The organism is Nocardia colli (assembly GCF_008704205.1).
In the GTDB taxonomy this organism is placed as follows: domain Bacteria; phylum Actinomycetota; class Actinomycetes; order Mycobacteriales; family Mycobacteriaceae; genus Nocardia; species Nocardia colli.
The window spans coordinates 587,885-614,184 of the sequence record NZ_VXLC01000001.1; the positions used below are offsets into that span (position 1 = coordinate 587,885).

At 66.6% G+C, this 26,300-nt stretch carries 27 protein-coding genes; 3 read left to right on the forward strand and 24 right to left on the reverse strand.

From position 1 onward, the window contains the following. Positions 1 to 46: 46 nt before the first annotated feature. From F3087_RS02875 to F3087_RS02970, 20 genes are all read right to left on the reverse strand, one after another. Positions 47 to 1,084 carry a hypothetical protein gene (locus tag F3087_RS02875; RefSeq protein ID WP_150400182.1) on the reverse strand — a complete coding sequence of 346 codons (1,038 nt, stop codon included), beginning with the start codon at positions 1,082 to 1,084 and terminating at the stop codon, positions 47 to 49. Positions 1,085 to 1,098: 14 nt separating this feature from the next. Continuing rightward, positions 1,099 to 2,175 (reverse strand): hypothetical protein, encoded by a 1,077-nt coding sequence (locus tag F3087_RS02880; RefSeq protein WP_150400183.1) that lies wholly within the window; start codon positions 2,173 to 2,175, stop codon positions 1,099 to 1,101. 6 nt (positions 2,176 to 2,181) lie between these two features. Then, positions 2,182 to 3,216, reverse strand: coding sequence for a hypothetical protein (locus F3087_RS02885; protein WP_150400184.1), 1,035 nt, complete (start codon positions 3,214 to 3,216; stop codon positions 2,182 to 2,184). Between the two features lie 21 nt (positions 3,217 to 3,237). Further along, positions 3,238 to 4,857 (reverse strand): Gp37-like protein, encoded by a 1,620-nt coding sequence (locus F3087_RS02890; RefSeq protein WP_223884786.1) that lies wholly within the window; start codon positions 4,855 to 4,857, stop codon positions 3,238 to 3,240. Beyond that, positions 4,857 to 5,750, reverse strand: a complete 894-nt coding sequence (locus tag F3087_RS02895; RefSeq protein WP_223884787.1) for a phage tail protein — start codon at positions 5,748 to 5,750, stop codon at positions 4,857 to 4,859. Before F3087_RS02895 ends, F3087_RS02890 begins: the two co-directional genes overlap by 1 nt. Beyond that, positions 5,747 to 8,167, reverse strand: coding sequence for a hypothetical protein (locus F3087_RS02900; RefSeq protein WP_150400185.1), 2,421 nt, complete (start codon positions 8,165 to 8,167; stop codon positions 5,747 to 5,749). Before F3087_RS02900 ends, F3087_RS02895 begins: the two co-directional genes overlap by 4 nt. A gap of 157 nt (positions 8,168 to 8,324) precedes the next feature. Next, complete coding sequence (locus tag F3087_RS02905) at positions 8,325 to 8,639, reverse strand: DUF5361 domain-containing protein (RefSeq protein ID WP_150400186.1); 315 nt, start codon at positions 8,637 to 8,639, stop codon at positions 8,325 to 8,327. 62 nt (positions 8,640 to 8,701) lie between these two features. Continuing rightward, positions 8,702 to 8,992, reverse strand: a complete 291-nt coding sequence (locus tag F3087_RS02910; protein WP_150400187.1) for a hypothetical protein — start codon at positions 8,990 to 8,992, stop codon at positions 8,702 to 8,704. Between the two features lie 139 nt (positions 8,993 to 9,131). Then, positions 9,132 to 9,722: a phage tail tube protein gene (locus tag F3087_RS02915; protein ID WP_150400188.1), complete on the reverse strand. Its 591-nt coding sequence runs from the start codon at positions 9,720 to 9,722 to the stop codon at positions 9,132 to 9,134. Positions 9,723 to 9,844: 122 nt separating this feature from the next. Beyond that, positions 9,845 to 10,231: a hypothetical protein gene (locus F3087_RS02920; protein ID WP_150400189.1), complete on the reverse strand. Its 387-nt coding sequence runs from the start codon at positions 10,229 to 10,231 to the stop codon at positions 9,845 to 9,847. Positions 10,232 to 10,280: 49 nt separating this feature from the next. After that, entirely contained in the window at positions 10,281 to 10,715 is a 435-nt protein-coding gene (locus F3087_RS02925; protein WP_150400190.1) for a hypothetical protein, read from the reverse strand. A 21-nt stretch (positions 10,716 to 10,736) separates the two neighbouring features. Beyond that, positions 10,737 to 11,345: a hypothetical protein gene (locus F3087_RS02930; RefSeq protein ID WP_150400191.1), complete on the reverse strand. Its 609-nt coding sequence runs from the start codon at positions 11,343 to 11,345 to the stop codon at positions 10,737 to 10,739. Positions 11,346 to 11,435: 90 nt separating this feature from the next. Then, positions 11,436 to 12,200, reverse strand: a complete 765-nt coding sequence (locus tag F3087_RS02935; protein WP_150400192.1) for an NHL repeat-containing protein — start codon at positions 12,198 to 12,200, stop codon at positions 11,436 to 11,438. Between the two features lie 183 nt (positions 12,201 to 12,383). Next, positions 12,384 to 12,581, reverse strand: coding sequence for a hypothetical protein (locus F3087_RS02940; protein WP_150400193.1), 198 nt, complete (start codon positions 12,579 to 12,581; stop codon positions 12,384 to 12,386). 576 nt (positions 12,582 to 13,157) lie between these two features. After that, on the reverse strand, positions 13,158 to 13,406 hold the full coding sequence (locus F3087_RS02945; protein WP_150400194.1) for a hypothetical protein: 249 nt from the start codon (positions 13,404 to 13,406) through the stop codon (positions 13,158 to 13,160). Positions 13,407 to 13,864: 458 nt separating this feature from the next. Further along, a complete protein-coding gene (locus F3087_RS02950; protein ID WP_150400195.1) occupies positions 13,865 to 14,563 on the reverse strand; it encodes a hypothetical protein in 699 nt (232 codons plus the stop codon). Further along, complete coding sequence (locus F3087_RS02955; protein WP_150400196.1) at positions 14,560 to 15,285, reverse strand: hypothetical protein; 726 nt, start codon at positions 15,283 to 15,285, stop codon at positions 14,560 to 14,562. Before F3087_RS02955 ends, F3087_RS02950 begins: the two co-directional genes overlap by 4 nt. Before the next feature lie 79 nt (positions 15,286 to 15,364). Next, complete coding sequence (locus F3087_RS02960) at positions 15,365 to 16,174, reverse strand: alpha/beta hydrolase family protein (RefSeq protein ID WP_150400197.1); 810 nt, start codon at positions 16,172 to 16,174, stop codon at positions 15,365 to 15,367. Between the two features lie 92 nt (positions 16,175 to 16,266). Continuing rightward, positions 16,267 to 16,611 (reverse strand): hypothetical protein, encoded by a 345-nt coding sequence (locus F3087_RS02965; RefSeq protein ID WP_150400198.1) that lies wholly within the window; start codon positions 16,609 to 16,611, stop codon positions 16,267 to 16,269. Between the two features lie 109 nt (positions 16,612 to 16,720). After that, a complete protein-coding gene (locus tag F3087_RS02970; protein ID WP_150400199.1) occupies positions 16,721 to 16,900 on the reverse strand; it encodes a helix-turn-helix domain-containing protein in 180 nt (59 codons plus the stop codon). Positions 16,901 to 17,088: 188 nt separating this feature from the next. Here F3087_RS02970 and F3087_RS02975 point away from each other — a divergent pair, with 188 nt between their 5' ends. Beyond that, positions 17,089 to 17,346 carry a helix-turn-helix domain-containing protein gene (locus F3087_RS02975; RefSeq protein ID WP_191093744.1) on the forward strand — a complete coding sequence of 86 codons (258 nt, stop codon included), beginning with the start codon at positions 17,089 to 17,091 and terminating at the stop codon, positions 17,344 to 17,346. A 207-nt stretch (positions 17,347 to 17,553) separates the two neighbouring features. Here the strand turns inward: F3087_RS02975 and F3087_RS02980 are convergent, their stop codons facing one another. Together F3087_RS02980 and F3087_RS02985 are read right to left on the reverse strand one after the other, a co-directional pair. Then, a complete protein-coding gene (locus F3087_RS02980; RefSeq protein ID WP_150400201.1) occupies positions 17,554 to 17,811 on the reverse strand; it encodes a hypothetical protein in 258 nt (85 codons plus the stop codon). Between the two features lie 213 nt (positions 17,812 to 18,024). After that, positions 18,025 to 19,977 (reverse strand): VanW family protein, encoded by a 1,953-nt coding sequence (locus tag F3087_RS02985; protein WP_150400202.1) that lies wholly within the window; start codon positions 19,975 to 19,977, stop codon positions 18,025 to 18,027. A 309-nt stretch (positions 19,978 to 20,286) separates the two neighbouring features. On the opposite strand from F3087_RS02985, the gene gnd reads away from it, so the two are divergent. Beyond that, the gene (gene gnd / locus F3087_RS02990; RefSeq protein WP_150400203.1) at positions 20,287 to 21,315 is read left to right on the forward strand and encodes a phosphogluconate dehydrogenase (NAD(+)-dependent, decarboxylating); all 1,029 of its coding nucleotides are present in this window, start codon (positions 20,287 to 20,289) and stop codon (positions 21,313 to 21,315) included. Positions 21,316 to 21,470: 155 nt separating this feature from the next. On the opposite strand, the gene F3087_RS02995 is transcribed toward gnd, so the two are convergent. Beyond that, a complete protein-coding gene (locus F3087_RS02995) occupies positions 21,471 to 22,793 on the reverse strand; it encodes a lipase family protein (RefSeq protein WP_150400204.1) in 1,323 nt (440 codons plus the stop codon). Continuing rightward, entirely contained in the window at positions 22,794 to 24,065 is a 1,272-nt protein-coding gene (locus tag F3087_RS03000) for a hypothetical protein (protein WP_150400205.1), read from the reverse strand. It abuts the gene before it with no gap. Between the two features lie 435 nt (positions 24,066 to 24,500). Between F3087_RS03000 and F3087_RS03005 the strand changes: the two genes are divergently transcribed. Beyond that, complete coding sequence (locus F3087_RS03005; protein WP_150400206.1) at positions 24,501 to 26,255, forward strand: SDR family oxidoreductase; 1,755 nt, start codon at positions 24,501 to 24,503, stop codon at positions 26,253 to 26,255. Positions 26,256 to 26,300 lie beyond the last annotated feature (45 nt).

Consider the following 26,300-nt stretch of genomic DNA (forward strand, 5'->3'; position numbering starts at 1 on the left):
AAAATGAGAGCGGCCGTTTGATCAGCCGTAAGAATCGCGGTCCCGGCTACACAGGAAGCGCGCGCACGTTGACATGCGAATAGCTGGAGTAGATGTTGTAGCTTCCGGTGCCCTCGACTCGATGCGCGAGGACGTACAGGGTGACCGTCTGGTTGGCAGGTACCACACCGAATGTCGCGTCGGGCTTCATCGGATACTGGAAGCCAGGCGAGATGAGCACATACGCGATGCGCGAAACTCGATGGCTCCAGCCGAGTCCGACGAGATCACCCTTGGGGCTGCCGATGCGAACCTCGATATTGCAGCGGGTCGGCTGTTCCGTCTGCACCTGGACACCACCCTCGACGATCGGCCGCCATGCCGTGGGCTGCGCCGGAATCGTGATAGCGGCAAATGTTTTCGTTTCTTCGGTGACGTTCTGTGCGGCAGAGATCTGTTTCTCCCCGATCACCCACGGCCCGTTCGGCCGCGGGCTGGGGGCCGGACGGAACTTCTGCGCTGTGGCATCCCAGGCGAGCACATGATCCTGACCGAGCGGGCGCTCGTCATTGATCAGGACATCGGAGGCTTCCTGGATCCGGCCGCTCGCCCCCGGATCGCCGGCGTCGCCGGTCACGCCGCGGGGGAAGGTGATCTCCAACTGCTGGGCCGGCGAGGTCCCGGTGATCCGGGCCGCCGCGGCCGAGCCGGTGGCACCTGTGACGGCCGCACCGGTCAGCTGGTTCGGCGCGCCTCGACGACCGCTCGCGCGGAACGCATCGCTGAACGCGACAAACCCCATCCCGGTCCAGTAGTAGATGCTGTTGTCCGAAACAACCCGCCATGCTTTGCGTGCGTCGGCGGTGGTGAGCGGGAGCCGGCCCAGCGCGGCCGCATCGGCGATGTCGCCCTGCCACGACCACGGCCATGCCGCGTCGCCTTCCGGACCGACCGCACCCTGGCTACCTTCCCGGAGCTCGATCAGCGCTTCCCGATCGACCACCTCGAACGGGTTCACCGTGTACGGCAGTCCGATCGAGTCGGCAACGCCACGCATGGTGATCATGATGTCGTCGTCGTAGACGACGGCCGATTCGCTGGTCACAGCGTTATCGTCGGTCACAGCGCCCCCACGGGTCGGGCCATGCACACGATCTGCGCGTCGGCCATGGAGTATTCGTAGCTGGCGGTGCCGATCGCGCGGCGTAGCAGCACATACAGCGTCACCGGCTGTCCGGCAGGTACCACACCCACGGTGCTGGCCGGGGTCATCCCGCGCACGCCGTAGAAGGGTTGGAATCGGGCCCGGGTACTGACACCGGTCACCAGGCCGGTGCCCAGTGCGACGATCTGGCCGGTCGCCGAGCCGATCCGTACCTCCGCCTCGATGCGGGTGGTGAATTGGTTCCAATTCTCGTCGGGACGCACGACGACGCCACCGGTGATCATCGGACGCCAATCGGTGTCCTGTGCCGGGATATTCAGCTGGGCAATGTTTTTGGTGACAGCGGTGATGCCGGCCTCCGAGCCGGCAAAGCCCGGACCGCCATCCCAGGAACGGCCCTCGAGGATGGTCCACGGGCCACGCAGGCCCGGGTACGGCCGCGGCTTCCATTTCCCGGTGGCCGGATCCCACGCCGGCACGGTTCGATCGATATGCGGACCGTCGGCGTAATCGGACGCGTTGCGGATCGGCCCAGGGCCACCGGCCTCGCCCTTGCGCCCCTTTTTGCCGCGCGGCACCGTCAGGTTCAGCACGAGGTTCGGCGCGGTGCCGGTCACCGTCGCCTGGAGCTCGGACCCGACGGGGCCGGTGTCCACCGTACCGATGGTGAGCGTGCACGGTTGCCCGTCGGGGCCTGCGGCACCGAATGCGGCAGCGAACTCATCGAATCCAGTGCCGTTCCAGTAGACGAGCGTGCCGGTCGACATGATTCGCCAAGCCTTGCCCGCATGGGCCAGCGTCAACTTGGGGGTCAGCGCCGCGAGGGCGGCCTGGTCGGCAATGTCGCCTTCCCATCGGAACGGACGTGCGGGCTCACCGGGCAATCCGCGCACTCCCGGGGTACCGGTCATCAGCTCGAGCGAACCGTTCCGGGGTGTGCCGTGCATAGACTGCACCACACCGGGCACACCGATCCCCTCGTCGATGCCACGGATCTGTGTGGATTCGAAATACTCTCTTACAGTAGACATCTCACCTCACTCGATAGGTTCTGCGAAGACGACGATCGACGCGCGGTCGGGCGAGAGCCCGATCTTGCCGCCGGCGGAACCGACCTTCTCGGCCGCGACCACCAGATTCGCGGGCTGCCCGGCGGGAACCGTGGCGAAGTCCGAAGTCGGCGACAGCACCTTCGAAGTGGTGCCGTCGCGATAGCACGGTGTGACCGGCAGGTACATCCAATCGCCGCTGGCGGCGATCGACGTCGCGACGATCTCGCCTTGCGAATGATGCAGCCGCACAGTCGCCTCCGCGGAGGTGCCGGCGTCCGCGCGGGTATAGATGTGCCCATAGACGATGGGCCGCCAGCGGAAGGGCAGCGGCGGGATGGCGAACGTGGCGCCCTCGATCCGGCCGGTGTCCTCCTGTCGTTCGGCCGCGAAGTCCTCTTGGAACCACGACCATGGGCCGAGTCCGAGCGGCGTGGCAACCGAGCGAAACTTCCGGGTGGACCGGTCGTAGGCCAGGATGCTGCCGGCACCGGGGGCCCGCACCTTGTCGTAGTCCGGCGACTCGGTGATCTGCCCGGAGGCACCCGGCGGCCCCTTCGGACCACGCAGCCCCGAGGGGACGGTCACCTTCAATTTCTGATTCGCCCCTGGGCCGGCGAACTCGACGGCGGGCTCGGTCAGGTTCTCCAGGCTCACCGTGTCCGTGACGGTGATCGTGGTCGGTTCCGCGACCGCCCCCCGCGGTCCGACCGCATCCGGTGAATGCCGCCACTCGGTGCCGGTCCAGACGTCCATGCCGTTGTCATCGATCCGATGCCACCAGCAACCGCGATCGTCCGGCCCGAGCCCGGTCGGCCGCGCCGCCGCGTCAGCGATCTCGCCCATCTTCCGGAACGTGGTGCGGGGCCGGCCCCGGCCGCCGGGCGCACCGCGCGGGCCGGGCGGCAGGTCCAGCATCGCGAAGCCGTCGGAGACGGTCGCCTGCGCGGTCAGGATGGGTAACCCATCCACGTCGGGCGCCCGCGTGATGGTGATGTGGGCGGGAAAAGATATGTCCGCCATGGTTTCTCCTCTTCGAAAGGCTCAGAAGATGAGCAGGTCGAGATCGGCGCCGACGTCGGTAGCCAGATCCTTGATCGCGGCGGCCACGCGGCCGAGCCGCTGCCAGGCCTTGACGATCGAGTCCTCTTCATCGGATCCGTCGCCGACCACGATGTGCCACTTCGCGGCGGTCTCGCGGTCGTCGGTGAAGGTCAGCTCGGTCACGTAGTCGGTGAAGATCTGACCGTCGAGGGCGAAGCCGATCTGGTCGCCGAGCCCATAGTCCTTGCCCAGGATGTAAGGGGCGTTGTCCTCGACCGTCACCCGCTTGCTGGTGTAACCGCGGGTCAGATGCATGCCCTGGCGCGCGGCAACCAGGCCGTCCAGGTTGAATGCCTTGTCGCTGCCCGAGATATACAGCTCGCGGAAGGCGTAGGGCCCGGCCCGGTGCACCCGCTCCATGTTGCGGTAGACGTTCCAGGCGAGGAATACGTCGTTGAGCTGACCGCGATACAACCAGCCGAGCCCGATCAGCGACAGCAAACCCTTGATCACGAACTCGATGCCCGCGTTCACCCAGCCGGGCGACCGGCCGCCGACGATGATGTCGGTGGCGGTGGGCTTGTGCAGGGCGATCTCGGACTTTCCGATCCCGGAGTACTCGCCTTCGAAGTACCACACCCAGGGGAAGTTCCGGAATGTGCCCGCGCTGAGGCGCTCGCCGTACACCGCCTCGTATTCGGTGGTGGAGTCCAGGTTCGGGTAACGCATGGGCGTGGTGCCGTCGCCGTTGAATTCCTCGATCCAGGAACGGATTCCGTCGAGCAGCGTGCCGGTCGCGCCGGTCACGCCGGACTTGTCCACCGTCTCCAGGACGACCGTCGGCCGATCCAGGTAGAACCATTCCGGCGCGGGCTGTTCGTCCTCGCCAGGCAGATAGAATCGCGCGGTCAGCATCACGCCGGAGTCTTCGAGCATGGGGGCGAACAGCTTGTCGGCCATGTCGAAGCGCGCTGATGCCGCGCTCCATTTGCTGGTGTCGTGCAACGGATCCACTGGGACGACGGCGATCGGGAAGAGGATGTTGCCGGTGCCGCCCCACTCCGGCTTATCCGCATCCTGCTTCGGCACCCAGCCCGGTGCCTGCAAGCGCATCAGGTTCGCCGTCAGGTAGTTGGTGATGATAGTGCGAACCGGGCCGAACTGGATCATATGCCGCGGGAACTGCGCGAGAATCGGCGCGAAAGGGCTTGCCCAGCAACAGATCGTCGCGATGTGGTTCCAGCAGTGGATGGCCTCGATGTCGACGGTTTCGACGCCGAACTCGTCTCGGACGATCGACGCCTTGGTGATATAGCCGTCCCAGCGGAACCCCTTGGTGTTCACCGTAATCGGGATGGTGGCGTCTTCGTGATCGTCATTGTTGAAGAGATGGTCGAAATGGACCATGTCGCGCGGGCAGATCATCTTGAGGCCACCCGGCGCGTTACGCGGATAGGTGAACTCCAGCGAGAGGTAATTGTGCTCTTCGCCGACCTCCTGCATCCATTTGTCCCAATAGCGCACCAGGACTTCGGGATCGCGTAGCTGATCCTGTTCGTCCTTGTACGCCTTGTCCATGCGCAGGGCTTCGCTCTGCGGGTCCCAGGCAGGCATGCTCATCAGAACGGCCTCGACGATCGCGGCGTGACCGAGACGACCAGGCTCGATTGCAGGTTGCCGCCGTCGACCTGCACGACGATGTCGGTGGCGCTCCATGGAGGCAGCGCGGCGAGCCAACGCCGACCGGCAAGCTGTCCCCAGACATTCTGGGCGATCGCGGAGTTCCCCGAGTACAGGCGAGCCGTCCGGTGCCGCGGATGCGTATCGATCCGTAGCGTCTGTCCCGCGGTGAGCCTGGGCGTCTGCACCATCCGAGGGATCTCACTACCGGTCGGATCCAGGATCGCCCAGCGTCCGGGACCATTCATCGTGTACCGCGGCCAGGCCGGCTGGTCGGCAGCGTTCCGTGCCCGAACCTTGCCCTCGTTGAGCGCCGAAGTGTTCGTCCACACAGCGGTTTCGTCGAAGTGTCGCTCCAGCGGATCCATCGCCGTCGCCGACATCTTGTACAGCGCAAGCGCATTACGTGCCGGATCGATCTCGCCGACGGCTTCCGGGGCGGCATCCAGTTGCACCTGCTGAAACCGCCAGCCCTGATGCCGAGTGAAAAACCCGATAGTAGAAGGCTTGTCGGTGGACCAGCCGCGGAACCAGGCGTCGTGCACCGCGTAGAAATCTCGGACCGGGTCCGTACCAGATCGTTTCGCGGACTGGGAGATCACGGCGATGAAGTCCCATTCCTTCTTCGCCCGGATCGAACGCTGGAAGGTCGCGCCGTCCTGGCGGGCCCCCTCGTTGACGAGCAGTTGCACCGGAGCGAACATGTAGCCGGTCTGATTGGACAACCGGACGCCTTCCCGACCGGCATTCAACCCGGACAGATGCCACACCCTGCCGTTGACGTCCCACAGGACGACCTTCGTGTGCTGGCTGTTCAATAGCTGGTGGGTCATCGACCGAGCCCTCCTCCGCGTTGTTGCGCCACCGTGCGGCGCCGGCGAACCCGCTCCACCGCGATGGCGGCGCTCTTGGGGTCCATGCCGTTGAAGTTGTAGATGTCTCCCCGAGCGGTGCGACCGCCCGGACCTTTGGCGAGATCGGTCAGGCCGAAGCCGGATCCGAACTCCTCTTTCACGCCACTGGCCACGAGCTCGATCGGCTTGGTGACGAACTCGGCAGCGGTGCCGGTGACCATCGAACCGATCATCGATCCGACCGCAGGGGCCAGCGCACCCAACGGGCCGAGGAACGGGGCGACCAGAGTCCCGGCAGCGGTACCTAGCGTGCTGCCGATCGTCGACGCCGCACCTTTGATCGCACCGGTGACTCCACCGACCAGGCCGTGCTGTTGTAGACCGCTCAGGCCACCTTGCAGGGCGGCGAGCCCGGCCTGCTGGTCACGGGTCATCTGCGGAGTCGGGCTCTGGGTGCCCGTCGGGCTCCAGTCGATGCCGGTGTACTCCTTGACGACGGCGGCGATGCTCGATGACCACTTGCCCTCGGGGTCGACGCTTTTGTAAAGGTCACCTAGGGCGTCGCCCTGCGCGGCACCGAATTGAGCTCCGGCTTCGATAATCTGATTGCCGTTGGTGCCGAGTAGCGGCGCGAGTGCGGAGGCCGCGTCCCCGCCGAGCTTGCCGCCCGCGACATTGAGCAAGTCCTTGAAGCTGCTCGTCGTCGGGTCGTAGATCTCGTCGCTCAGCGCGAGCGACTGCGCGCCGAATCCGGCCGCGCCGACCGCGGGCGTCCCGTCGATCGGAGATTCCCCGGTACCGGGGGTGGCCGGCTCGGCGCCCGGCCCGGCAGGCAGACCATTTTTGCTGGGGCGGTTGCGGATCAGATACGAACCCGTCGGCGATTGCTGGGCGGAGAGGCCGCCACCGTAGGAGTACGACCCGCCGCCGGAGTAGTAGGAGCCGCCACCTGACGCCCCGGTTGCACTCCCGTCGGTCTGCCGCGGCACGACCGAATTCCCGCCGTCACCGCCGCCGTTCTCCCCGGTACCGACGCTGGCCGCGCCGCCGAGGCCGGAGCCACCGGTTTCGCCGGACAGGGTCATCGACGCGGTCAGGCTGCCACCGAACTTGGCGCCGATCAGGCTGCCCAGCTGGGCACCGATCACCGGCGCCAGTTCACCGTCGGGTCCGAGGGCGGGCCCGAGCACCGAGCCCAGCGCGGCGCCGACCTGACTGCCCGCCTGGGTTGCCGCACCCACGATGCCGCTCGCCAAGGCGGCGGACAACGAGCCGAGGGGATTGATGGTTCCGGTCTGTACCGACCCGGACTGAGGGGCGTCGTTCCCGGTCGGCACCGTCCCGATCGGAGCACGGTAGGCACGACCGAAGCCCAGTGCTCCCGGCGTGCCCTCCGTCCGCACCCGCATGGCGGCGCCCAGCGGATTGGGTTCGCCGATATCGGGCGGGTCCGAGCGGGTCACCGACTCCTGCGTAGGAGCGCTCGCCGTACCACCGGAGCCGAGCACCGAGCTGAGCACGCCACCCGGCCCGAAGGCGGGAGCGACGATCGAGCCGAGCGCGGCACCGGCGGCACCGCCCGCGTTGATTGCGGCATTACCGATGCCGCCCAGCACATCCGCCACCATGCCGAACAGGCCGAAATCCTGCGGACGGAAGGCGGCGTCCTGGCTCGCCGGAGCGACGGGATTGCGCAGCAGGTCGCGCCACGACTGTGCCGCTCCCCCGCCGCCGACCAGGCCGCCGTCGGCGAAGCCAGGGAGCATGCCGCCCAGATACGTCGGCGATGGTACCCATCCGTTGTTGATCGCGGCCAGCAGCGGCAATGCGTTCGCCGTTGCCGCCGCGTTGACGACGAACTCACCGGGGGACAGCCGAGCGAGCACCCGGTCTTGCCGTGGCCCACCCGGCCCGTAGACCATGCCGCCGTTCGCGAGCCGCTGCGGCGTGCGTCCCTCGACTCCCGAGGCGGGCACACCCGATTCATCGACGAACTCGTCGCGGGAATCGTTGTCGCCGTTGCGGTCCCGAGCCGGGCCGGACAGTGTCGCCTTCGAGCTGACCCGAACGATCCGGGTCCGGGTCTTGGTCGCGCCGCCGTCCGGGTCGTAGCGGTGCAGCGCACCCGTGGCGATCCAGTTCGCGAAGAACCTCGGCACCGCGCCCAGGACGTCTTGGAAAGCCTGTGCCAGCGAACCGATCTGGCCGGAGTCACCGGTGATCCCGTTCGCCGAGGCCAACGTATCGCCGGCCATCAGGATCGGATCGTCACCGGGCAGGGTGATGACCGAGGTGCCGGTGACTTTCCCGCCCTGCCAGACCGCCCCGCTCGGCAACGAAACCTTCTGCCCCGGGGCGGGCTGACCGCTGTTGGCCATGGCCAGGATATCCGGCATCCCCATCACCGGCGGACGTGTCTGTTCGGACCGAGAAGTGTTGGTATCGCGCGCCGAAGGGCGCCTCGAGTCCGGCGGAGTCCGCACATCGGAGCTCATTTGTTTCTCCACATTCGCATCTACTTTCTCGGCCACTGCGCAGATCAACGCCCGCGAACTATTCCTCCCAATTGAGGAACTCGTTCATCTCGCCGATCCCGGTCGCCGTGCCGATTCGTTCGCGGCTCGACTTCACGCCGGGCCTCGGCACGAGTTCCGGACGGTTGCGCCCGTTTCTGGCGTCGTCGGTTTTCGCCCAGACGAGCCAGCGCAGGGAATCGGTGATGTCGGCGAGCAGGAATTGGTCGAGTTGCCAGCGGTAGGAGTCTGGGTTCATCGCGCGGAACAGCGCGGATTCGGCGGGCAGCCATCGGATGATCGCCTTCAGCTCGCGCCAGCCGAGCACCTCCGTGCCGAGCTGACGCAGTCGCAAGCCGAGCGTGATCAGGTCGTATTCGATAGCCTCGCAATGCTCTTCGAGAAGAGCATCGAGGCTTAGGATTCCCCCAGGTTGACTCCCGAGTGGGTGCGCCAGGCATCCAGCAACTCGTGGTAGGCGTCCGGATCCATCTCGTCCAGCACGGCGAGCGACTCGGCGGACAAGGTCAGCTCCAGCAGCGTGTACATCGCGTCGACATCACCGAGGCGGCGGATCCGGCGGATCAGGCCCGGCTTGAGGTAGGACAGGGACGGCAGGTGTAGTTCGACATCGCCCACCTTGTAGACGAAGTCGTCCTTGACCTGGAGCGGACGGTTCAGGGTGATCGGTGCTTTCAGGGAAGTCATTGGTTCGCAGACCCTTTCATGACATATGTGTGCGCAGGCAGAGGAGAGAATTGGTGAAAAGGGTTTGGTGAAATAAGGGCCCAGCGGTGGCGGGCGGGCCTGCGCATAGGTGTGAAACCCGCCACCGCTGGGGGCTTTATCAGGCGGCCTTGATGATGCCGTCGTCGAGGTAGCGGTACGCCTTGTTGGCGGCGTCGTCCTTGAAGGCTTCGATGGTGATGTTGAAGCCCGCGAGCTCCTTCGACACGAACTTGCGCTCCTGGACCTGCGAGATCGACGCGTTCGGCAGCACGATGCGCATCTTCTTCTTCTCGCTCAGCATGTCGAACACGAAGAGACGACGCTCCAGCACCGAGCCGGTCTCCTTGACCGTGTACAGCTTGCCGCTGGTGGCCGTGGCCGCGGTCACGGTGACATTGGCCTTACCGAACACCTCGTTGAGGACGTCCTCGTCCCACACCGCGTACAGGGTGAGGCCGAAGCGGACCGAGTGCTCGGTCTGCAGGTTGGCGATGATGTCGGCGCTCCAGTCCTTGATCTGCTCGATCTTGCGCTCGCCCTTGGACTCGATGCCGTCCTCGGAGACGTAGCCGAGAGGCTTGAAGATCGCGGGGTCGAGGGCCTCCGACGCCGAGGCCGGCAGCTTGGTGCCGAGGTTGGCGACCAGCACACCGCCGGAGACGGAGACCGGGGTACCGGCGCCGATGTACTTGCTAGAGGGCAAAGCCATGGTGATTCTCCCTTGGGATTGTTGCGCAGGCCCATGGGATGTGGTTATTCAGTTGTGGCTCCCATGAGGGGGAGTCAGGCGAGGCCTACGCCTCGCACGCTTTCGGGTTGTGACGTTGCGGGTCAGTAGATCTGGGTAGCCGGCCGATCGTCGGAGACGGCGAAGCCGCCCCAATCGACGATCTCGTAGCCGCCGTCGTAGTCGGCGAGCATCGAGACCAGTAGCTGTTTCACGGTCTTCTGGCCCCAGGTGTCTCGATAGAAGACCTGGCTACCTCGCACGTTGTCGCCGGTGTTGTAACTGACCACACAGTTGGGAAAGTAGAATCTGGCCTCGACCTGCGTGAACTGGTCGCTACCCGATTGCTTGACCGGGTGGATATCGAAAACGAAGGTGGCGGGGCCCGAATTGGCCGGGACGCGAACCAGCCTCGCGTACCGGAACGGCTCCGCAATCCACCGCACGAGCAGGGTCTCGTCCTTCATCAGGCCGATTTCTCGCTGAGTCACTGCAACTCTCCTTGTTCAGGCGATAATTTGTCTTGCCCCGCAGGGCATTTCAGGTGACTTTGCCGCGAACGATCAGGTCGGCGATGATGGCGTGCCGTGGGGCGGCCGTCGCCGGGTCGGTGTCGTTCTGGAGGCCGACATCCTCGATGTATTCGCACCACACGGTGCCCAGGTAACCCGGCGCCGCGGCCGAAAGGATGCCGCGGATCAGCGCGGCCAAATCGGCCGCCACCCCGGAATCGTCGGTGCATTCGACAACGACGCGCGGTCGATCCAGGATCAGATCCGGGCCGCGGCGCCCCTCCCGGTCTTCGACGTCCTGGCGCAGTATTCGGTCGTTACGTAGGACTCGGACCATGCGCGGCGGGCGCGGGTCCGGAATTCGGGTCACCACCTTCGCGGTGTCGGACGCGGCGGCGAGTTGCGCGGTCAGGTATTCGACCAGAGTCTTTTCGATGTCGGGGTACACGATCCGTTCGGTCATCGCGCTACCACCCTTTCGTGGCTATGGCTCTTGCCGGGCTTGCTCGATCCGCTGGCGCAGTTGATCGACGACTCCCGCATAGGCTTCGGTCTTGGTCGCGGCCTCGAAAGACAGGCCACGGGGATGGACGGCGTACCAACGACCGTCGTCGGTCTGGCTGACCTGGATGTCGTCGAGGTCGTAGAAGGACTCGGGATCCGGTACGGGCCACTGGCCGTTCTCGTCCTTGGTGACGTGGAGGCCGGTATCGAATGCGCCGGGAGCGCCGCCGGGCGTTGCGGCCCAACGGATCTCCTCCAACTCGGGATGCACTCGCACCCCGCGTTTCACCAGATACTCGGCGACCCTGGTCGCCTGTTTGATCCCGGTCACGGTCGGTTCCGCCACCTTCGGTGACTGCTTGCTCTGCCACTGCGGCAGATGGATCACCGACAACTCCTCAGCGAGCGCCTTCACCTGCGGATCCAGCTCCGCGGTGTCCGCGGATTCGGCAAGCTTCCCGCTCAGCGCCTGCTGGATGAATGCGAGAAACTCCGGCGTGACCAGTTGCCCGGTATCGGTCTTCAGGTACTCCGGCGGAGGCTGATGATTGGCGAATTGGATGGATTCGACGACTTCTTTGTCAGACACGGTGCGCTCTCGCGATCATGGATTGCCTTCGAGTGTGGGTAGGAAAAGCCCACTCCTGCAGGAGGATCGGGCTCAGCTGACGCGCGTGAATCAGCTCGCGGTGTACTCCAGGCGCTGCACCGAACCCTGCCAATCGGCGACGGTGACGCTGCCCGAGGCTTCGACTACGACACCGACCGGGCGCAGGATGCTCAGGAACCGGAAGGGCAGGACGGATTGCCCGCCTGCCGGGGTCAGCTTCAAAACGCGAGCGCCGTTGGAGGTTTGGCCCGAGTTGGCCACATAGGTGTTGCCCGCCGAGTCGATGTCGACGCCGGCGAGGGCATCGAGACCGGTGAAGGGCAGTTTGGTCTGCACGCCCTGCGGGCTCAGCCGGACGATGCCGCGCCATTCGATCTGGTTCGACACGGTGACGTTGCCGGTACCGTCCACCGCGATACCGAAGGGCCGATCCAAATCTTGGAAAGGCAACGTGGTTTCGGTGCCGTCGGGACCGAGGCGGACCACCCTGCTGTTTCCGCCGTCGACGACGTAAATGTTCCCGGCTGCATCGATGTCGACGCCGGTGGGGAATCGCAGCCCGGTGAACGGCACCGTGGTCTGCACCCCGTCGTTACCGAGTCTGACGACGCGGTGGTTCCCGTAGTCGACGGCGAGCACATTGCCTGCCACGTCGACCTTCACCGCGTACACCGCACCGAGCCCGTCGAACGGCAGGGTGGTTTGGACGCCTGCCACACTCAACCTGAGGATGCGGTTGTGGTCTGCGACGTAGGTGTTCCTGGCGGTATCGACGTCGACACCACGCGTGCCATCGAGGCCGGTAAATGGCACTTTCACCTGTGTGTAGGTCACGAGTTCGCGCTCCGATCAGGATTTGATATCGACGAGGGACACACCGACGCACGGTCGGCAACCGACCGGGATCACAGGCCGAGGAGCGGCAGAATCACCGGGAGGACAAGGGGGGCCAGGTGGCAGGCCAGCTTGATGAGATCGAGGGCGATGGTGAGCATGGGTTCACCTCCTCTCGGTCGGTCAATAACGCCGGGATGAGTCCGGCACGATGCGGCCTGCGGCGATCAAGGTGTTGAAGGCCAGGGCTTTTCGGCGGCAGTGGTCGGTGGAGCAGGCGCGGTGCACGCGCATCGACTCGTGGGCCTTGGCGATGGTGAGGGGGGCTGCGGGGGTGGCGTGGTCGGCCATGTCGAGCAGTTCCAGGACGGTGTTGTCCATGTCAGACCTCGGGTTGCGGTGCCGCGGGGGGAAGTTGAGCCCCACCCCCGATCAGGGGGTGTATCGGGGGTGGGGCGAAACGCCCCGGTCGCTTCTTCCGTCTACGACCGCGAGCGAGAGGGTCGGCGGGAGACGGGAGCGGAAACCGGGGCGGGTATGTGGCAGGCTCGTGCCCGCTTGTCGTCGATCTCGAAGAGGTTTCGGGGGCATGCCACACGTGCGGGGCAGGGCGGGATGCGCTCTGCGGCTTTATCGTTCGCGGCCCCGCCCACGGGAGTGGACGGGGCCGCGACGACGCCAAGTATGAAAGTGATTGGTACTAAGGAAGTTTCCCGGTGATTCCCGGAAGAGGGCGCAGCTCTGGCGCTGCACAAAGCTTCACCTAAAGCGGATCGGATGTCAACCCCTGAATACGGATTCGGGTCGAAATCGCAGGCAGATGGCTACTTTTGGGCAGACCTGACGAGGCCCGGAAACGACGATTGCCCCACCTCCGAACGAGGTGGGGCAATCATGTCTGTCCTCCGAGCGGATATGTCACCTGGTGAGGGTCAGGACATATCGACGCTTTTCGGTTTACTCGGCCGAGCCCGTGGCCAGCAGCTTGAGCAGGTCGACGAGCACGGTGGCCGAACCGCTGTCCGCCTCGCCCGAGGTGCCGGTCTTGGCGGAGCCGGTGCCCGAACCCTCGCCCGCGGTGGCGCTGGGCTTGGCCGAGCCGGTGCCCGAGCCGTCACCGGCGCCCGCCGAGGCCAGGCCCGAACCGGCCAGAACGATGCCGGCGGTAGCCGCGAACACAACGCCGAACACGCGAATCTTGCTCATTTAGGAATCTTCCCCTTGAAGAATTGGTCCCTCCATCGGCGACCTGCTGGTCGCCGAGCAGAATTTTTCTATCACAGTGGTTCGTCGGCCAGCGACCTTTTAGCCACACCCGCCGAGCGGTGCGTATTGCTCATCGATAACGGGGCATGCACGGCGAGGGTTTCGTAACAATGTCCGCATATCCACGGTCTTGCCGAGACTTCTACGGTCAGGTGGCCGGAGCGGGGTCTATATCGACATACGGGCACGTTGACGCCCTGCCAGTAATGCTCGGCCGATCAAGCGATTCAGCCCTGCGACCCTCGGTCCAGCAACTCCGGAGCATGAATCCTCGGACGGCCGACTCGAACGCGAGCACTCAGCAATTCAGAGGTTATGCTGTGATTCATTTCATATGAAACATCTGTAACTTTCGGCGGATATCTCCGATTGTTCTCCGGAACTTGTTTCGAGACACGTCAATTCGAATCTGTCACGTCGGCCCGCGTGCGCCGTCGCGCCGGATAGGCCAGATGTTCGTCCAATACCGCGCCCACTGTGTACAACTCCGGCCAACCCGGCGCCCACGGCCCGGGCTGTGGCGCGATTTTCCCGGCGTTTCTCAGTGTCTGGATCCGCCGCACGGTAAGTCCCCGATACTGCTCGCCGAGTTCCTTTGCCAGCGAGGCGATCCCGGACGCATTGAGCCGATGCCGCCGCGCCTGCTCCACCAGGCCGTCGTCCAGCACCACCGGTGCGGCGGGCGGGCAGACGACCCACAGCGCCGCCTGCACGACTGTGCGGATGTCCTCGGGCGCGCCGTCCGCGCCCTCGGTCATGGCCAGCGCGATCAGGTTCCGGTCGAGCCAGCGGGCCAGGCCCGGCGTGGACGGGGACCCGGCGTAGTCGAGGCCACGCTGCTCGCAGACCAGCCGCACCCAGGACCCGAGCACCGCGTGCAGCTCGTCGGCGGCGCGGGAGGCGGCGGGGTTGTAGGGCAGCGGTTGCTCGCTCGGACGGCGGTTCATCCGGTAGTCGCCGCGGGTGCTGAGCCGGGACTGCCGGGTCAGCGAGACGGCGAGATCCTCGGCGAGGTCGGGGATCTCGCGCAGCAGTTCGGCGAGCGCCCGGAGTTCTACGCGGTCGAGGTAGAGGTGATTCGGATGCTCGGCGGTCATGGGGTCGCTTCCTCTTCGGTGGTGTGCCAGTGGTCGAGCGAGGTCACCGTGTGGTGGTCGCAGCGGAGCACGGGCGGATCGGGATTGACGGCGAGCAGTTCGGCGGGCGGGTGCCGCCAGCCGGCGTCGTCGCACATCACGCAGTGCCGGGCGGCTTCGCGGCGTTGCACGGCGTCGGCGCGCAGGTCGTTGCCGTGCGCGACTTCCCAGCGCTGCCTGGCGCGCCGGGCATCGCCGCAGGCGCCGCAGGGTGGCGGCGCCGGGTGCGTGCGGTGGATGGCGCATTGCCGATCGGGTGGTGTGGATCGGGCTCCCCTGGAAGCATTTCCAAGGCCATGGGCAGGGACAGGGGTTGCGTTGTGCTCAGGCAATTGTTCGACGGCGCGCCGAGCATCTGCTGAAGCTGTTGGCGCAGTGGATGTTCGAGCATTCGGTGCAGCATTTGCTTGCGCGCGCAGCTGTCGGGCCTGCCCCGAGACCTGGCCGCCTTTGCGGCCGGCGTCGGCCCGTTTGCGGCGCCGGTCCTCGATCTCGGCTTTGGACATCTGCCGCTCGCCCCAGTCGTGAAACCGGTATCCGCCGTCGGCCGTAGTCCAAAGGCCCACTTCTACAAGCTTTTTCGCCTGTGCCGCCGAGCCGAGGCCGCGTACGATCGCGGCCGGGACGAAACCCTCGGTGAGCTGCTGCATCGACCACGAGCCCGCGCGCACCCACAGTCCCATCGCGGCATTGCCCGCCGCGACCGCCTTGGGATGGAATCCGAGCTGGTCGTCGACCTGGAACCAGGGCATCGCCGCGGGCTCAGCTCGGGCGCGAGCCGCGGTTGCGCGCGGCCGCCCTCACGATCACCTCACGGTTGATCGCCTCGGCGAGCAACCGGGCGTGGCCGTGCCGGATGTAGTCCTCGGTGTGCCGCCCGTCGAACAGGTAGCCGCGGGCATAGGCGACGGCGCCGCCCCAGGAACGCCAGTTCTGCGGCGACCACCAGCGTTGCAGCTGACGGCCGGTCGCTGTCTCGATGATGCTTTGTCCCCAGCGCACCATGGCTTCGGGACTGGACAGGCTGAAGTACGCGCTCAGGTCGGCGATCAACCGCAGCGGATTGCCGGCGGGCAGTGCGGTAATCGGATCACCTTCTGCGGCAACCCAATACGTCGGAATCCTGGTGATGTTCCGCTGCCCGACCACGCCGTAACCGCCGGGATCCTTGCCGAGGCACCGGCCGGCCGGACGCAGCGGATCCGCGATCAACGCGCAGGCAACCACCTCGAGCTGCGGAAACAAGCCCCGCCCGATATCGGCGGCAAGGTCACCCGCGATGCCCGCACCCTGCGAATAGCCCGCCAGCAGAACACGATTGGGCGTTGCCCCGATCGCCTCGAGCAGCGCTCGCCGGCCGGCGGCGACACTGTCGGCGAAGGCCACGTGCCGCCCGTAATCCGCCGGGTAGGGCACCATTCGCACGACGAAACGCTGCGGATCGAGCGCTTCGGCGAACGCGGCGGTGACCCGATCACCATTCGGATTCCAGGTTCCTCCGACCATCAGCACATCGATGACCTCGCCCGGAGCGAGCAACTTGCCGAATAAACGGCGGCCGAAAATGGCCACGGGCCGTTTCCTTTCGTCGACGACGAGACCGGATGAGCCCAGGCCGGAGCCACACCCGATCGGGTCGGAAATGAGAATCGAGGAGCGCCGGTTCAGCGCGGCGCGAGAAAGACCGGGCCGGGGCGCTCTGCCGCGGTGCCACAGTGATCGCAGGAGTTCGGTGCTGCGACAGTGGTTTCCAGTCGAAGATTCGCCGGATGGGTGGCGATGGCATTGCCGAGTTCGGCATTGATCGGATTGGGGTAGCCGTAATCGACGTACACCATCCGGTGGTCTACGTCGACGATGACGCCGTGTTCGACGCCGCCGCGTTCGATGGTGGTTCCGGTGAAGATGACGCGCTCGCCGATGTGATGCCGGAAGATTTCGAGGGCGGGGTTCGCGCGACGGGTGCGTGCGGGCTTCCGCGCCGCGGTAGCTGATCGATCGCTCAACACGGCCGACCCACCCTGCGCCGCAGAGTGATTCGCGTCACAAAATGTTTGATGCGACACGCCGAGTTCGCGAAATAGGACGCGCCGGGCGACCGGCCCACGCCGGTGACGGTCACCGCGGATCCCCGTCGTCGGGCAGGAGGTCGACGACGCGGCAATCCACCGCCGCGGCGATCCGAGCGAGCTCGTCCACGGTGAACGAGCCGTGCGCGGCGAGCAGGCTGCGCAGGTCGGATACCGGCAGCCCGGAACGCGCGGCCAAGTCCTCGGGACAGAGTCCCGCATCGGACATGGCGCGCCGCACCTTCCCGGCAACCATATGGCCTAGGTGTTCCATACGGAGCACATTAAGGTCCGTTCGGACCTGTTGCAACTCGCGACAGACCTTTATGGGCGAAATGCCCGGTAGCTGCGGTGATCGTCGGCGTTTTTTCGGCATGTCGTTTGCCAGGTAGCCATTCGGACCTCAGAATGGTCCGTATGGGTGTGGAAAAGGTACCTTCGGACATCAATCGCGCGGTCGGGGCAGAGCTCAGAGCGGCCCGAGCACGACGGGCGCTGACCCGCCCGCAACTCGCCGCGCTGACCGGACTCGGGGTCAGCACGATCCAGCGCTTCGAGAACGGCGATCGATCGCCGGACATGCAGCAGCTGCACGCACTGTGCACCGCGCTCGACATCCCGATGCGCGAGTTCGTCGCCGCCGCACTGCGCGACGTCGAACGCCCCGAGGAATAGCTCGGCACAGCCGAACACCGCCGTAGTAGTGGCGGTGCGAAAGCTATTGCGCGGGACAGCGAGTCGAAACGACTATCGGCGAACTGTTGCGGCGCAACACTTCACGCCCGAAATCGGCGCTACGCGCCGTGAAAAGAGCCGTGCGGCACCCTACTGCCGGCAGGGAGCGCTTGCGAGCCGCGAATGCGCGAGGCCGCACGGAAACGCCTACGCGCAGCGCGGATCTGCGCCGTCCACCACCACCAGGTCGTCGACGATCACTCCGGTGGCCGCCTCGGCGTACTGCAGCACCGCCTCGATCGGATCGACACCCATCGCCCACGCGGCGACCACGACGTCGCACAACGTGCCATTGCCCTGCACAACGCGCAGGGCGACTTCGTCTCCGATTGCCGTACCCAGTGTGACTGCGGCGTTGTTTCCCCGCCCCGCCGCATACGGTCTGACTGAGTCGATCTGGTCCACGACGGTATCCCCTTCACACTTCGCTCTACCTTGAGCCCCACTCCGAGACAGAACCGGACTGGCGTCCCGGAATCTGGCGTAGTTATATCCCATTCGCCGGGAGGTCGCTCACCAAAGTCGCCCTGCCGCAGAATGATTCGCCGCGCCCCGAGCTAACCAGGGCCGCGCTGCGGGTTAGCCAGAAGTTGGCTCCGATCTCCGGAGTCGTTGCGCTCACTCACATTTCACGACGGGGATGGGGTCGTACTTGACCGTCCGGGTGTGCCGGGAGACCTCGCGGCCGGTGCGCTTGTCGGTGATGATGCGGGTGTCGGAGGTGGTGAAGCCCGGCGCGCCCTCGGAGGCGATGCAGTCCTTGCCCTTCGGCAGTTTGATGGTGGTCGGCTCGGTCGGCTTGCTCCGGTCGCCGGTCACCGATTCCACCTCGACCGTCTTGGTGCCCCAAAGCCGAACGGTCACTTCGGAATCCGTGGTGACGGCCTCGATGTAGACACCGGTGGGCGCGTTGTTGCGGAAGCGCAGATCGATCGCGCCGTCGAAGACCGTCGCCTCGCGCGCGGCCGGGTAGCGGGAGATGTAGTAGCTGTGCTCGGTGTGGCCCTCGTCCACCATGCCGGCGAAGTACGCGGCGTTGTAGAGGGTGGTGGCGAACTGGCTGATACCGCCGCCGACGGCGGTACCGGGCCGGCCGTGGTCGATGATGCCGGACTCGACATAGCCCTCGGCGGCGCCGCGCGGACCGGTGAAGTCGTTGAGCGAGAAGGTATCTCCCGGCTTGATCACCGCGCCGTTCACCTTCCTGGCGACCACCTTGATGTTCACCCCCGACGGACCGCTGAAGCCGTTGGTGGTGAACGAGCCCATGGTCTCGACGACGCCGAGCCCCTGCGCCGCCTCGGTGGTCAGCTTCGGCTCGACCTTCTCGTAGATCGCCTGGCCGGTGCGCTCCTGCGGCGCGGCGAGCAGCGCGGTGAGCTGCTCGAAGGTCTTCGGCCAGTTGATCTTGTCGCCGACCACCGCGGGCACCACCGCCGGCTTACCGCCGGTCAGCGCGAACGTCGCGTCCTTCGGCTCGATCTCGGTAGCGACCAGCTGGGGTCCCAGCAAACCGACCGCGACGTTCTGATCGATGGACAGTCCGAGGCCGCCCTGGCCGTCGGGCGCGAACGAGAGCACGGTGGCGATCTGCTCGGGATCCAGCTTGGCCGAGGCGCCCTTGCCCGCGAAGCTGATCGGCGCGCGCACCGCGGGTTCGGCCACCGTGCGCAGGGCCTGGTCGACCGCCTCCGGCCGGACGTTGAGCGGCGCGGGGTGCACCGGGAGGTCGAGCGTGATGCCGGTGATCCAGTTGTCGATCAGCTCGGCGCGCGCGGCGGAGATATCGAGCACCCGGCCCGGAACCGGGGCGACCGCGACCGGTCTGGCCTTGTCGAAGGCGATGGTGCCCTCGACCGACGGGCGATCGTGCACGCGCAGCGCGGTCAGCTGACGCTCCAGCGCGACGTCGTCGACGACGCTGGCCACCTTGACGTCGCGGGCGCTGAAGAACGAGGTGAAGCGGGTGAGCGGATTGAGCGGCTGGGTGCCGATGCGGTCCCAGGTGCCGTCCCAGTCCACGGTCAGCCCCGCGGCGGCCGGCACGACCCTGGTCTGCACGTCACCGATGCGCAGCGGCAGCTCACGGTCGGCACGCGGCGCGAGTTCCGCGCGCAATCGCGCGTCCGCGGCGGCCTTGTCCAGCCCGCCGACCTCGATGCCGGAGACGACCGTGCCGCGCGGGACCTCACCCGCGGACAGCACCCAGTCGACCGCGTAGCCGACGCCGGCCACCGCGAGCACCGCACCGACGGTGAGGCCCGCCCGCTTCAGCATGGTGCGATTCAGCCGCTGCGGCGGGGGGCCGGAGATCGGCCGCCGCACCGGGCGCTCGCCGGGCTGGGCCCGATGGTTCGCCCGCCGGGGCTGAGTGACCTGGATGGGAACGGTGGGCGCCGAGTCGTCGCCCCACTTCGGCGCGGGCGCCGGGCCGGGCGGTTGGGCCGGGTTCGCCGCGGATGCCTGGGCCGGGTTCGCCCCTTGTGCCTGGGCCGATTCGAGCAGCTGGCGTAAACCGACCTCGCCTGCCGGTTGCTGGCCACGACGTCCGGTGCTCGGCTGGCTCGTCACGAACCGTCCTCCCCGTTCGGTTGAGTTGGGGCTCACACGACGCGAGCCTCCGCCAACGATAGTGCGCGACGCCGACAACCTCCGGTGAGCACCGATCTACAGCAAATTCCGTGCAAAGGACCCGGTCGTACACGCAAAGGGCCCCGCGCAGTTGCCGGGTCGGGGGTCTGGCAACTACGCGGAGCCGATCTGATTATCGGTGCGGCGCACCGTGCGTTACACCGCCGAACAGACCAGTATCGGACCGAGGCGGGACAATCGTGGACGAACGAGTGTCCGGCCACCGCACACACGAGGGAGATGGATGGCATGCAGCTGGGAATGATCGGCCTCGGGCGGATGGGCGCCAACATCGTGCGCCGCATCGTCAAGGACGGGCACACCGCCGTCGGCTACGAACGTCGCCCGCACCAGATCGACATCCTGCGCGACGAGCTGGGCGACGACTTCCAGGGCAGCACCGACCTCGCCGAATTCGTGCAGACGCTGGCGGCGCCGCGGGTGGTCTGGGTGATGATTCCGGCGGGCGCGACCGGCGCCGTCATCGACCAGGTCGCCGAGCTGCTCGAGCCCGGCGACATCATCATCGACGGCGGCAACAGTCGCTACCACGAGGACATCAAGCGCGCCGCGCAGTTGCGCCCCAGGGGCATTCACTACGTGGACATCGGCACCTCGGGCGGCGTCTTCGGCCTGGAGCGCGGCTTCTGCCTGATGATCGGCGGCGAGGCCGAGCAGGTGAAGTATCTGGATCCGCTGCTGAAGTCCATCGCGCCCGGCGTCGAGGCGGCCGAGCGGACGCCGGGCCGCACCGGCGAGCCGTCGGCGGCCGAGCAGGGTTACCTGCACTGCGGGCCGGCCGGCGCGGGGCACTTCGTCAAGATGGTGCACAACGGCATCGAGTACGGCGCGATGGCCGCCTACGCGGAGGGCCTGAACATCCTGCACAAGGCCAACTACGGTGCCGAACACGACGGCGAGTTCTCCGCCGAGGAGACGCCGCTCGAGCATCCCGAGTACTACCGGTACGAGATCGACGTGCCCGAGGTGACCGAGGTGTGGCGGCGCGGCTCGGTGGTCGCCTCCTGGTTGCTGGACCTCACCGCGAGCGCGCTGTACGCCGATCCGAACCTGGATTCCTACAGCGGCCGGGTGTCCGATTCCGGCGAGGGCCGGTGGACGCTCGACGCCGCGATCGACACCGGAGTCCCGGCCCCGGTGCTGGCTTCCGCGCTGTTCCAACGGTTTTCCTCGCGCGGCGAGGCGCTCTACGCGGACAAGATGCTGTCGGCGATGCGCAAGGCGTTCGGCGGGCACAACGAGCTTCCTGGTTCGTGAAACGAAAACCGCGGCTCCCGCATGATGCGGGAGCCGCGGTGGTCAGCGACCGGTCAGAAGCCGGCCGCCTGTGCCATCAACTTCGCGACCGCCAGCGGGCCGTACCAGAACAGATAATTGATGCCGTAGAGAAATGCCATGGCGGGTAATCCTTTTCACTCGAAATTGCGGTCGATCCAGTCGATCGTCTGCATGCCGAACAGGTCGGTGCCCCAGCCGTAGATATCGGTGAGCATGCGGACCATGCCGCAGTCGGTGGGCTGGTAGGTCACGTCGGTACCGCCGGCCCGATAGGTGTCGGCGAGTTCGCGCGAGTCCCTGGCGGGCACCAGCGACATCGGCGAGTCGTCGGCGACGCAGGAGGTGATGGCCACCTTGGCCTTCGGCGTGCCGGAGCGGCCGAGGATGTTGTCCTCGAACGCGCGCTGGAACGCGGGCTCGTCGGCCGGGCTCAGGCCCGAGTTGAACAGGGTGTTGAGCGGCAGGAACGGCAGCCCGAAGTAGGCCGGCGTCTGGCACTGGGTGCGGAAGGCGTTGGCCAATCCGACGCCCGCCGGGTTCAGCTTCGCGTTTACCGCCATCTCCGGGTACGCGGGCTCCAGGCCGAGCAGCGTGGCCAGGGCGAAACCGGAGCCGACCGAGCCGTCGGCGACCCGCATGAAGTTGCGCGGGTTCACCACCATCCCTTCCAGCACCGCGGATTTCACGTCGAGCTCCGGTGCGTAGGTGGGCTGGAGCTCGGCGGAGAAGGCCGCGCCGACCCCGCCGCCTGCAATGCCGAACAGGCCGATCTGCGCCTTCGGATCGAGTCCGGCCTCGCGATGCGCCAATGCCGCACGGACACCGTCGAGCTGGGCGTGCGCGGCGAACTTGCCCGCGAATACGCCGTGCGGCTTGCGATCTCCGTCGTTGCCGACGTCGGAGATCATCACCGCGTAGCCCTTGTCGAACATCAGTGCCAGCGGGCCGAGCGCCGACCACGACGAACCGTCCAGCGGATCGCCGCCGGTCCACTGCGTGCTCGGGTGACAGGACCAGCCGACGCTGTCGTTGGCCTCCTGGTAGGAGATCACCTTCTTTTCCCCCACGGGCGCACCGTGATTCGGGATCATCAGGATGCCGGTGCTGATCACCGGGGTGACGCCGTCGATGCCGGTGGTGACGTACATCAGCTTGTAGGCCTCTACGTCCGGCGGCGTGATGCCGAGGAACATCACGTCGACCTGCTTGGCCTTCAACAGCGTGCCCGGCGCTTCGGCGCCGGTCAGCGGCGGCTCCTGATAGAACGGGTCATCGGCGAGCAGCGCCTGGAACGCCTGATCCGGCGGAACCGGTTGCGCGCCTTGGATCTGGCCGACGACGAAGCCGTTGAACACCCGGTCCAGTCCGGGCGTCGGCATCTCGCCTTGCGCCGCGGCGGTTCCCGCGCACACCATCAGCGCGGTGGCCGTCGCGACGGCCGCGGTGAACAGTTTCATCTAGCGCACCGCCATCGTGTCGATCGGAGTGACCTGGATCTGCCGGGCGGCCGAATCCAGCAGCTGCGGAATGTTGAACAGCGGGCGATGCGATTCCATCTGGACCTCGTACGGTGTGCGCATCACGGCTTCCAGTGCGGGCCAGTTGTTTTCGACCTGGAACTTGTATTTCGGCAGCAGCTCGGTGGTGATGTAGTCCCAGCGCGCGTCGAACTCCGACCAATTCCATTCCGGCAGTGGCAAAGTCACCAGCGCAGGACGTCCGTCCGCCATGGTCACCTGCATGCGCACCGGATTGAATTCCCGGGGCGGCGCGACACCGGCCACCGACGGTGAGCCCGCGGCCCCGCTGACGTAGGTGATCGCCTCGCCGACGCTGCCCTTGTAACTACGCACCGAATCCCACTGGTCGCGAATCACCCATTCTTGTTCCCGGCGCAGCAGCGTGCCGTTGCCCGCGGCGATCCGGTCGTAGTCGCCGGAGGCGACCCCGCGCCAGGCATCCATGATGTCCGCGCCGAACAACCCGGCCGCCTGGAATTCCTGCAGTGCCGGAAGGCCTTCGGTGACGTAGGCGTCGTGCATCGGCATCAGGTCGGAGAAGATGTTCTTCTGCATCACCAGGATCATCCCGATGATGTAGCGCAGGTCCTCCGGTGAAATCTGCGAGCCCGCCTCGGCCAGCGCCAGCAGGCCGCGCGGCAGCTGGGCCACCGCCTGCGGTCCGGCGGCCTGCTCGACCGCGGCGATGACGCCGCGCGCGGATTCGGAGAGTCCGGGCAGGCCGTAGATGTTGCCCATCAGCTCGAAATCGATGAGCCCGCCGCCGAAGTCGGCGCCGACCTGACCGCCCATGCCCGCCCATTGCAGCTCACGGTGGTTCAGTTGCAGGTCCTCGTAGTAGCGGTAGGACCTGGTCAGATTGGTGCGGTTGGCCTCGACGCCCGCGCGCGGATCCCAGGCGCGCAGGTCGATGCCGGCCTTGTTCGTCGCGTCGACCAGCCAGTACTGGTAGAGCAGGGCGGCGTAGCGGGTCGGCGCGACCGCTTGGGCGCGCGCCTCGTCCAGCAGCCCGCGCAGCTCGGCCGCGTCATAGGGCAGTTCCGGGTTGACGCCGCCGGGGCCGCTCGCGGCGTCCCGGTTCACCAGCGGCAGATCCAGGTAGCGGTCCAACTCGCCGGCCGCTCCGGCGGGGGCCGCGGCCGCGAGTCCGAGACCGACCGCGGCCGCGAGGGCCAGGGCGGTGGCGCGCAGCGCTATACCGATTCGCATCAGCTGTTCAGCCTTCCTCTCTGCTAGCTCGATTCGATTAATTCGTTAAGCCGAAGAGATGTCCTGTCGGTAGCTGCAAGTCGATAGGGCAGCGATATAACGCCTCTACGATTGCCGATTACCGGTAGCACAGTAGGTGACGTGCAGGTAAACACACAGATCAGCCCCGCTGCAAGAAACGATGTGACGGACATTCAGCAGCCGAAGAAATCCTGTAACACATAAGTTGCCTGCTAGTTGCTGCTAAATAGTCCCGCAGACGTCGCGAAATGCGTCGCGGAGGTGAGCAGATATTCATGAGAAAGCTCACAGCAGCCAAGGGCGGGTCATCACCGCGGCGGGGACTACCCGAATCCCACCGTCTCAGACAGAATGGGGGCGGGCAGCTACGTCCACGGACCGCGACCGCCGCGGCCCGGATAGTGGGGTGAATCCATGGCCGAGAAGCATGTGGTCCGCAACGGCGAAGTCGACCTCGCCGTCTATGAGCAAGGCAATCCGGACGGGCCGACGGTCCTGCTGCTGCACGGCTGGCCGGACTCACATCACCTGTGGGACAACGTCGTACCGGAGCTGACCGACCGGTTCCGGGTGTTGAGCGTGGACAACCGCGGGCACGGCGAGTCGTCCAACCCGCCTGGCACCGCGGCCATTTCGACCACGACGCTGGCCGCCGACTACGTCGCGGTGATCGAGGCGCTCGGCGGCGGCGCGCCCGTGCATGTACTCGCACACGATTGGGGCAGCGTCGCCACCTGGGAGGTTGTCTGCCGCCCTGACTCGGCCCGCCTGATCGCGTCGTTCACCTCGGTCTCCGGGCCGAGCATCGCGCACGTGGGCAAGTGGGCGCGCTCGCGACTGGCGCGACCGACGCCGCGCAATATCGCGCTGCCGCTGGCCCAGCTCGGTTCGTTCGCCTACTCGACGTTTCTCGCGCTGCCCGGATTACCGAAGGCGGCGATCAAAGTGGGGATGAGCGAACAACTCTGGCGCTCCGCGCTTTCCGCGGCCGAGGGTGCGCCGCCGGAGGACATTCACCTGGCGCCGACGTTCAAGCAGGACATGGCGAACGGGCTACGCATCTACCGGTCGACCTGGGCCGCGAATCCGCTGCGCGCACGCGACGAATACACCACGGTGCCAACCCAGATCATCATCGGCACCCGCGATCCCGCAGTGCGGCAGTCGAGTTACGCCGACGAGGATCAGTGGGCCGACCAGGTCTGGCTGCGCGTGGTGAAAGGCGGGCACTGGCTGCCGTTCTCGCATCCGCAGCTGCTCGCCGCGGCCACCATCGAATTGATCGACTCGGTGACCGGCACGCCACCGGCGCGGGCGCTGCGCCGCGCGCGAATGGGTGTGCCGCGCAAGCCGTTCGAGGATCAGCTCGTCGTGATCACCGGCGGCGGTAACGGTATCGGCCGGGAGACCGCGCTGGCGTTCGCTCGGGCGGGGTCGGAGGTGGTGGTGTCCGACGTCAACGGCATCGCGGCCGAGGCCACCGCGGCGTTGATCGCCCAGGCCGGCGGCATCGCGCACGCCTACGAGCTGGACGTGTCCGACGAGTCCGCGATGCGCAAGCACGCCGACGGGGTGATCCGTGAGCACGGCGTGCCCGACGTGCTGATCAACAACGCGGGCATCGGCCAGGCCGGGCGATTCCTGGACACCTCGGCCGAGGATTTCGATCGGGTGCTCACGGTCAACCTGCACGGCGTGGTCAACGGCTGCCGCGCGTTCGCCGGCGCCATGGCCGAGCGCGGGCTCGGCGGGCACATCGTCAACCTGTCCAGCATGGCCGCCTATACGCCGCAGCAGGCGTTCTCCGCGTACTCCACCAGCAAGGCCGCGGTGTTCATGTTCTCCGACTGCCTGCGGGCCGAATTGGCCGGTAGCGGAATAGGTGTCAGCACCATCTGCCCCGGCATCGTGCACACCGATATCGTCGCGAACACGCGGATGTCCGGCGTCTCCGCCGAGGAGGAGCGGCGCAGGCAACAGCTCTATGACCGGCTGTACCGTCTGCGCGGCTACGGGCCGGAAAAGGTCGCGAAGCAGATCGTGCGCGCGGTGCAGAAGAACCGGGACGTCGTACCGGTGACGCCGGAAGCCAGGCTCCAGTACGTCTTCGGCCGGTTCGCACCGAGCGTGGTCCGATTCGCCGCTGCCCGAGGCAGTTTGGTGCGCTGACCGACGAAAGGTGGCATCCACGACCGGATGCCACCTTTCATTCAG

Bases quoted from the DNA above. Each gene is read 5' to 3' on its own strand.
- F3087_RS02880 (WP_150400183.1), bottom strand. From the start codon at position 2,175: ATGTCTACTGTAAGAGAGTATTTCGAATCCACACAGATCCGTGGCATC.
- F3087_RS02885 (WP_150400184.1), bottom strand. From the start codon at position 3,216: ATGGCGGACATATCTTTTCCCGCCCACATCACCATCACGCGGGCGCCC.
- F3087_RS02890 (WP_223884786.1), bottom strand. From the start codon at position 4,857: ATGAGCATGCCTGCCTGGGACCCGCAGAGCGAAGCCCTGCGCATGGAC.
- F3087_RS02895 (WP_223884787.1), bottom strand. From the start codon at position 5,750: ATGACCCACCAGCTATTGAACAGCCAGCACACGAAGGTCGTCCTGTGG.
- F3087_RS02900 (WP_150400185.1), bottom strand. From the start codon at position 8,167: ATGCCGGATATCCTGGCCATGGCCAACAGCGGTCAGCCCGCCCCGGGG.
- F3087_RS02910 (WP_150400187.1), bottom strand. From the start codon at position 8,992: ATGACTTCCCTGAAAGCACCGATCACCCTGAACCGTCCGCTCCAGGTC.
- F3087_RS02915 (WP_150400188.1), bottom strand. From the start codon at position 9,722: ATGGCTTTGCCCTCTAGCAAGTACATCGGCGCCGGTACCCCGGTCTCC.
- F3087_RS02925 (WP_150400190.1), bottom strand. From the start codon at position 10,715: ATGACCGAACGGATCGTGTACCCCGACATCGAAAAGACTCTGGTCGAA.
- F3087_RS02940 (WP_150400193.1), bottom strand. From the start codon at position 12,581: ATGGACAACACCGTCCTGGAACTGCTCGACATGGCCGACCACGCCACC.
- F3087_RS02945 (WP_150400194.1), bottom strand. From the start codon at position 13,406: ATGAGCAAGATTCGCGTGTTCGGCGTTGTGTTCGCGGCTACCGCCGGC.
- F3087_RS02950 (WP_150400195.1), bottom strand. From the start codon at position 14,563: ATGACCGCCGAGCATCCGAATCACCTCTACCTCGACCGCGTAGAACTC.
- F3087_RS02955 (WP_150400196.1), bottom strand. From the start codon at position 15,285: ATGGGACTGTGGGTGCGCGCGGGCTCGTGGTCGATGCAGCAGCTCACC.
- F3087_RS02970 (WP_150400199.1), bottom strand. From the start codon at position 16,900: ATGTCCGATGCGGGACTCTGTCCCGAGGACTTGGCCGCGCGTTCCGGG.
- F3087_RS02975 (WP_191093744.1), top strand. From the start codon at position 17,089: ATGGGTGTGGAAAAGGTACCTTCGGACATCAATCGCGCGGTCGGGGCA.
- gnd (WP_150400203.1), top strand. From the start codon at position 20,287: ATGCAGCTGGGAATGATCGGCCTCGGGCGGATGGGCGCCAACATCGTG.
- F3087_RS02995 (WP_150400204.1), bottom strand. From the start codon at position 22,793: ATGAAACTGTTCACCGCGGCCGTCGCGACGGCCACCGCGCTGATGGTG.
- F3087_RS03000 (WP_150400205.1), bottom strand. From the start codon at position 24,065: ATGCGAATCGGTATAGCGCTGCGCGCCACCGCCCTGGCCCTCGCGGCC.
- F3087_RS03005 (WP_150400206.1), top strand. From the start codon at position 24,501: ATGGCCGAGAAGCATGTGGTCCGCAACGGCGAAGTCGACCTCGCCGTC.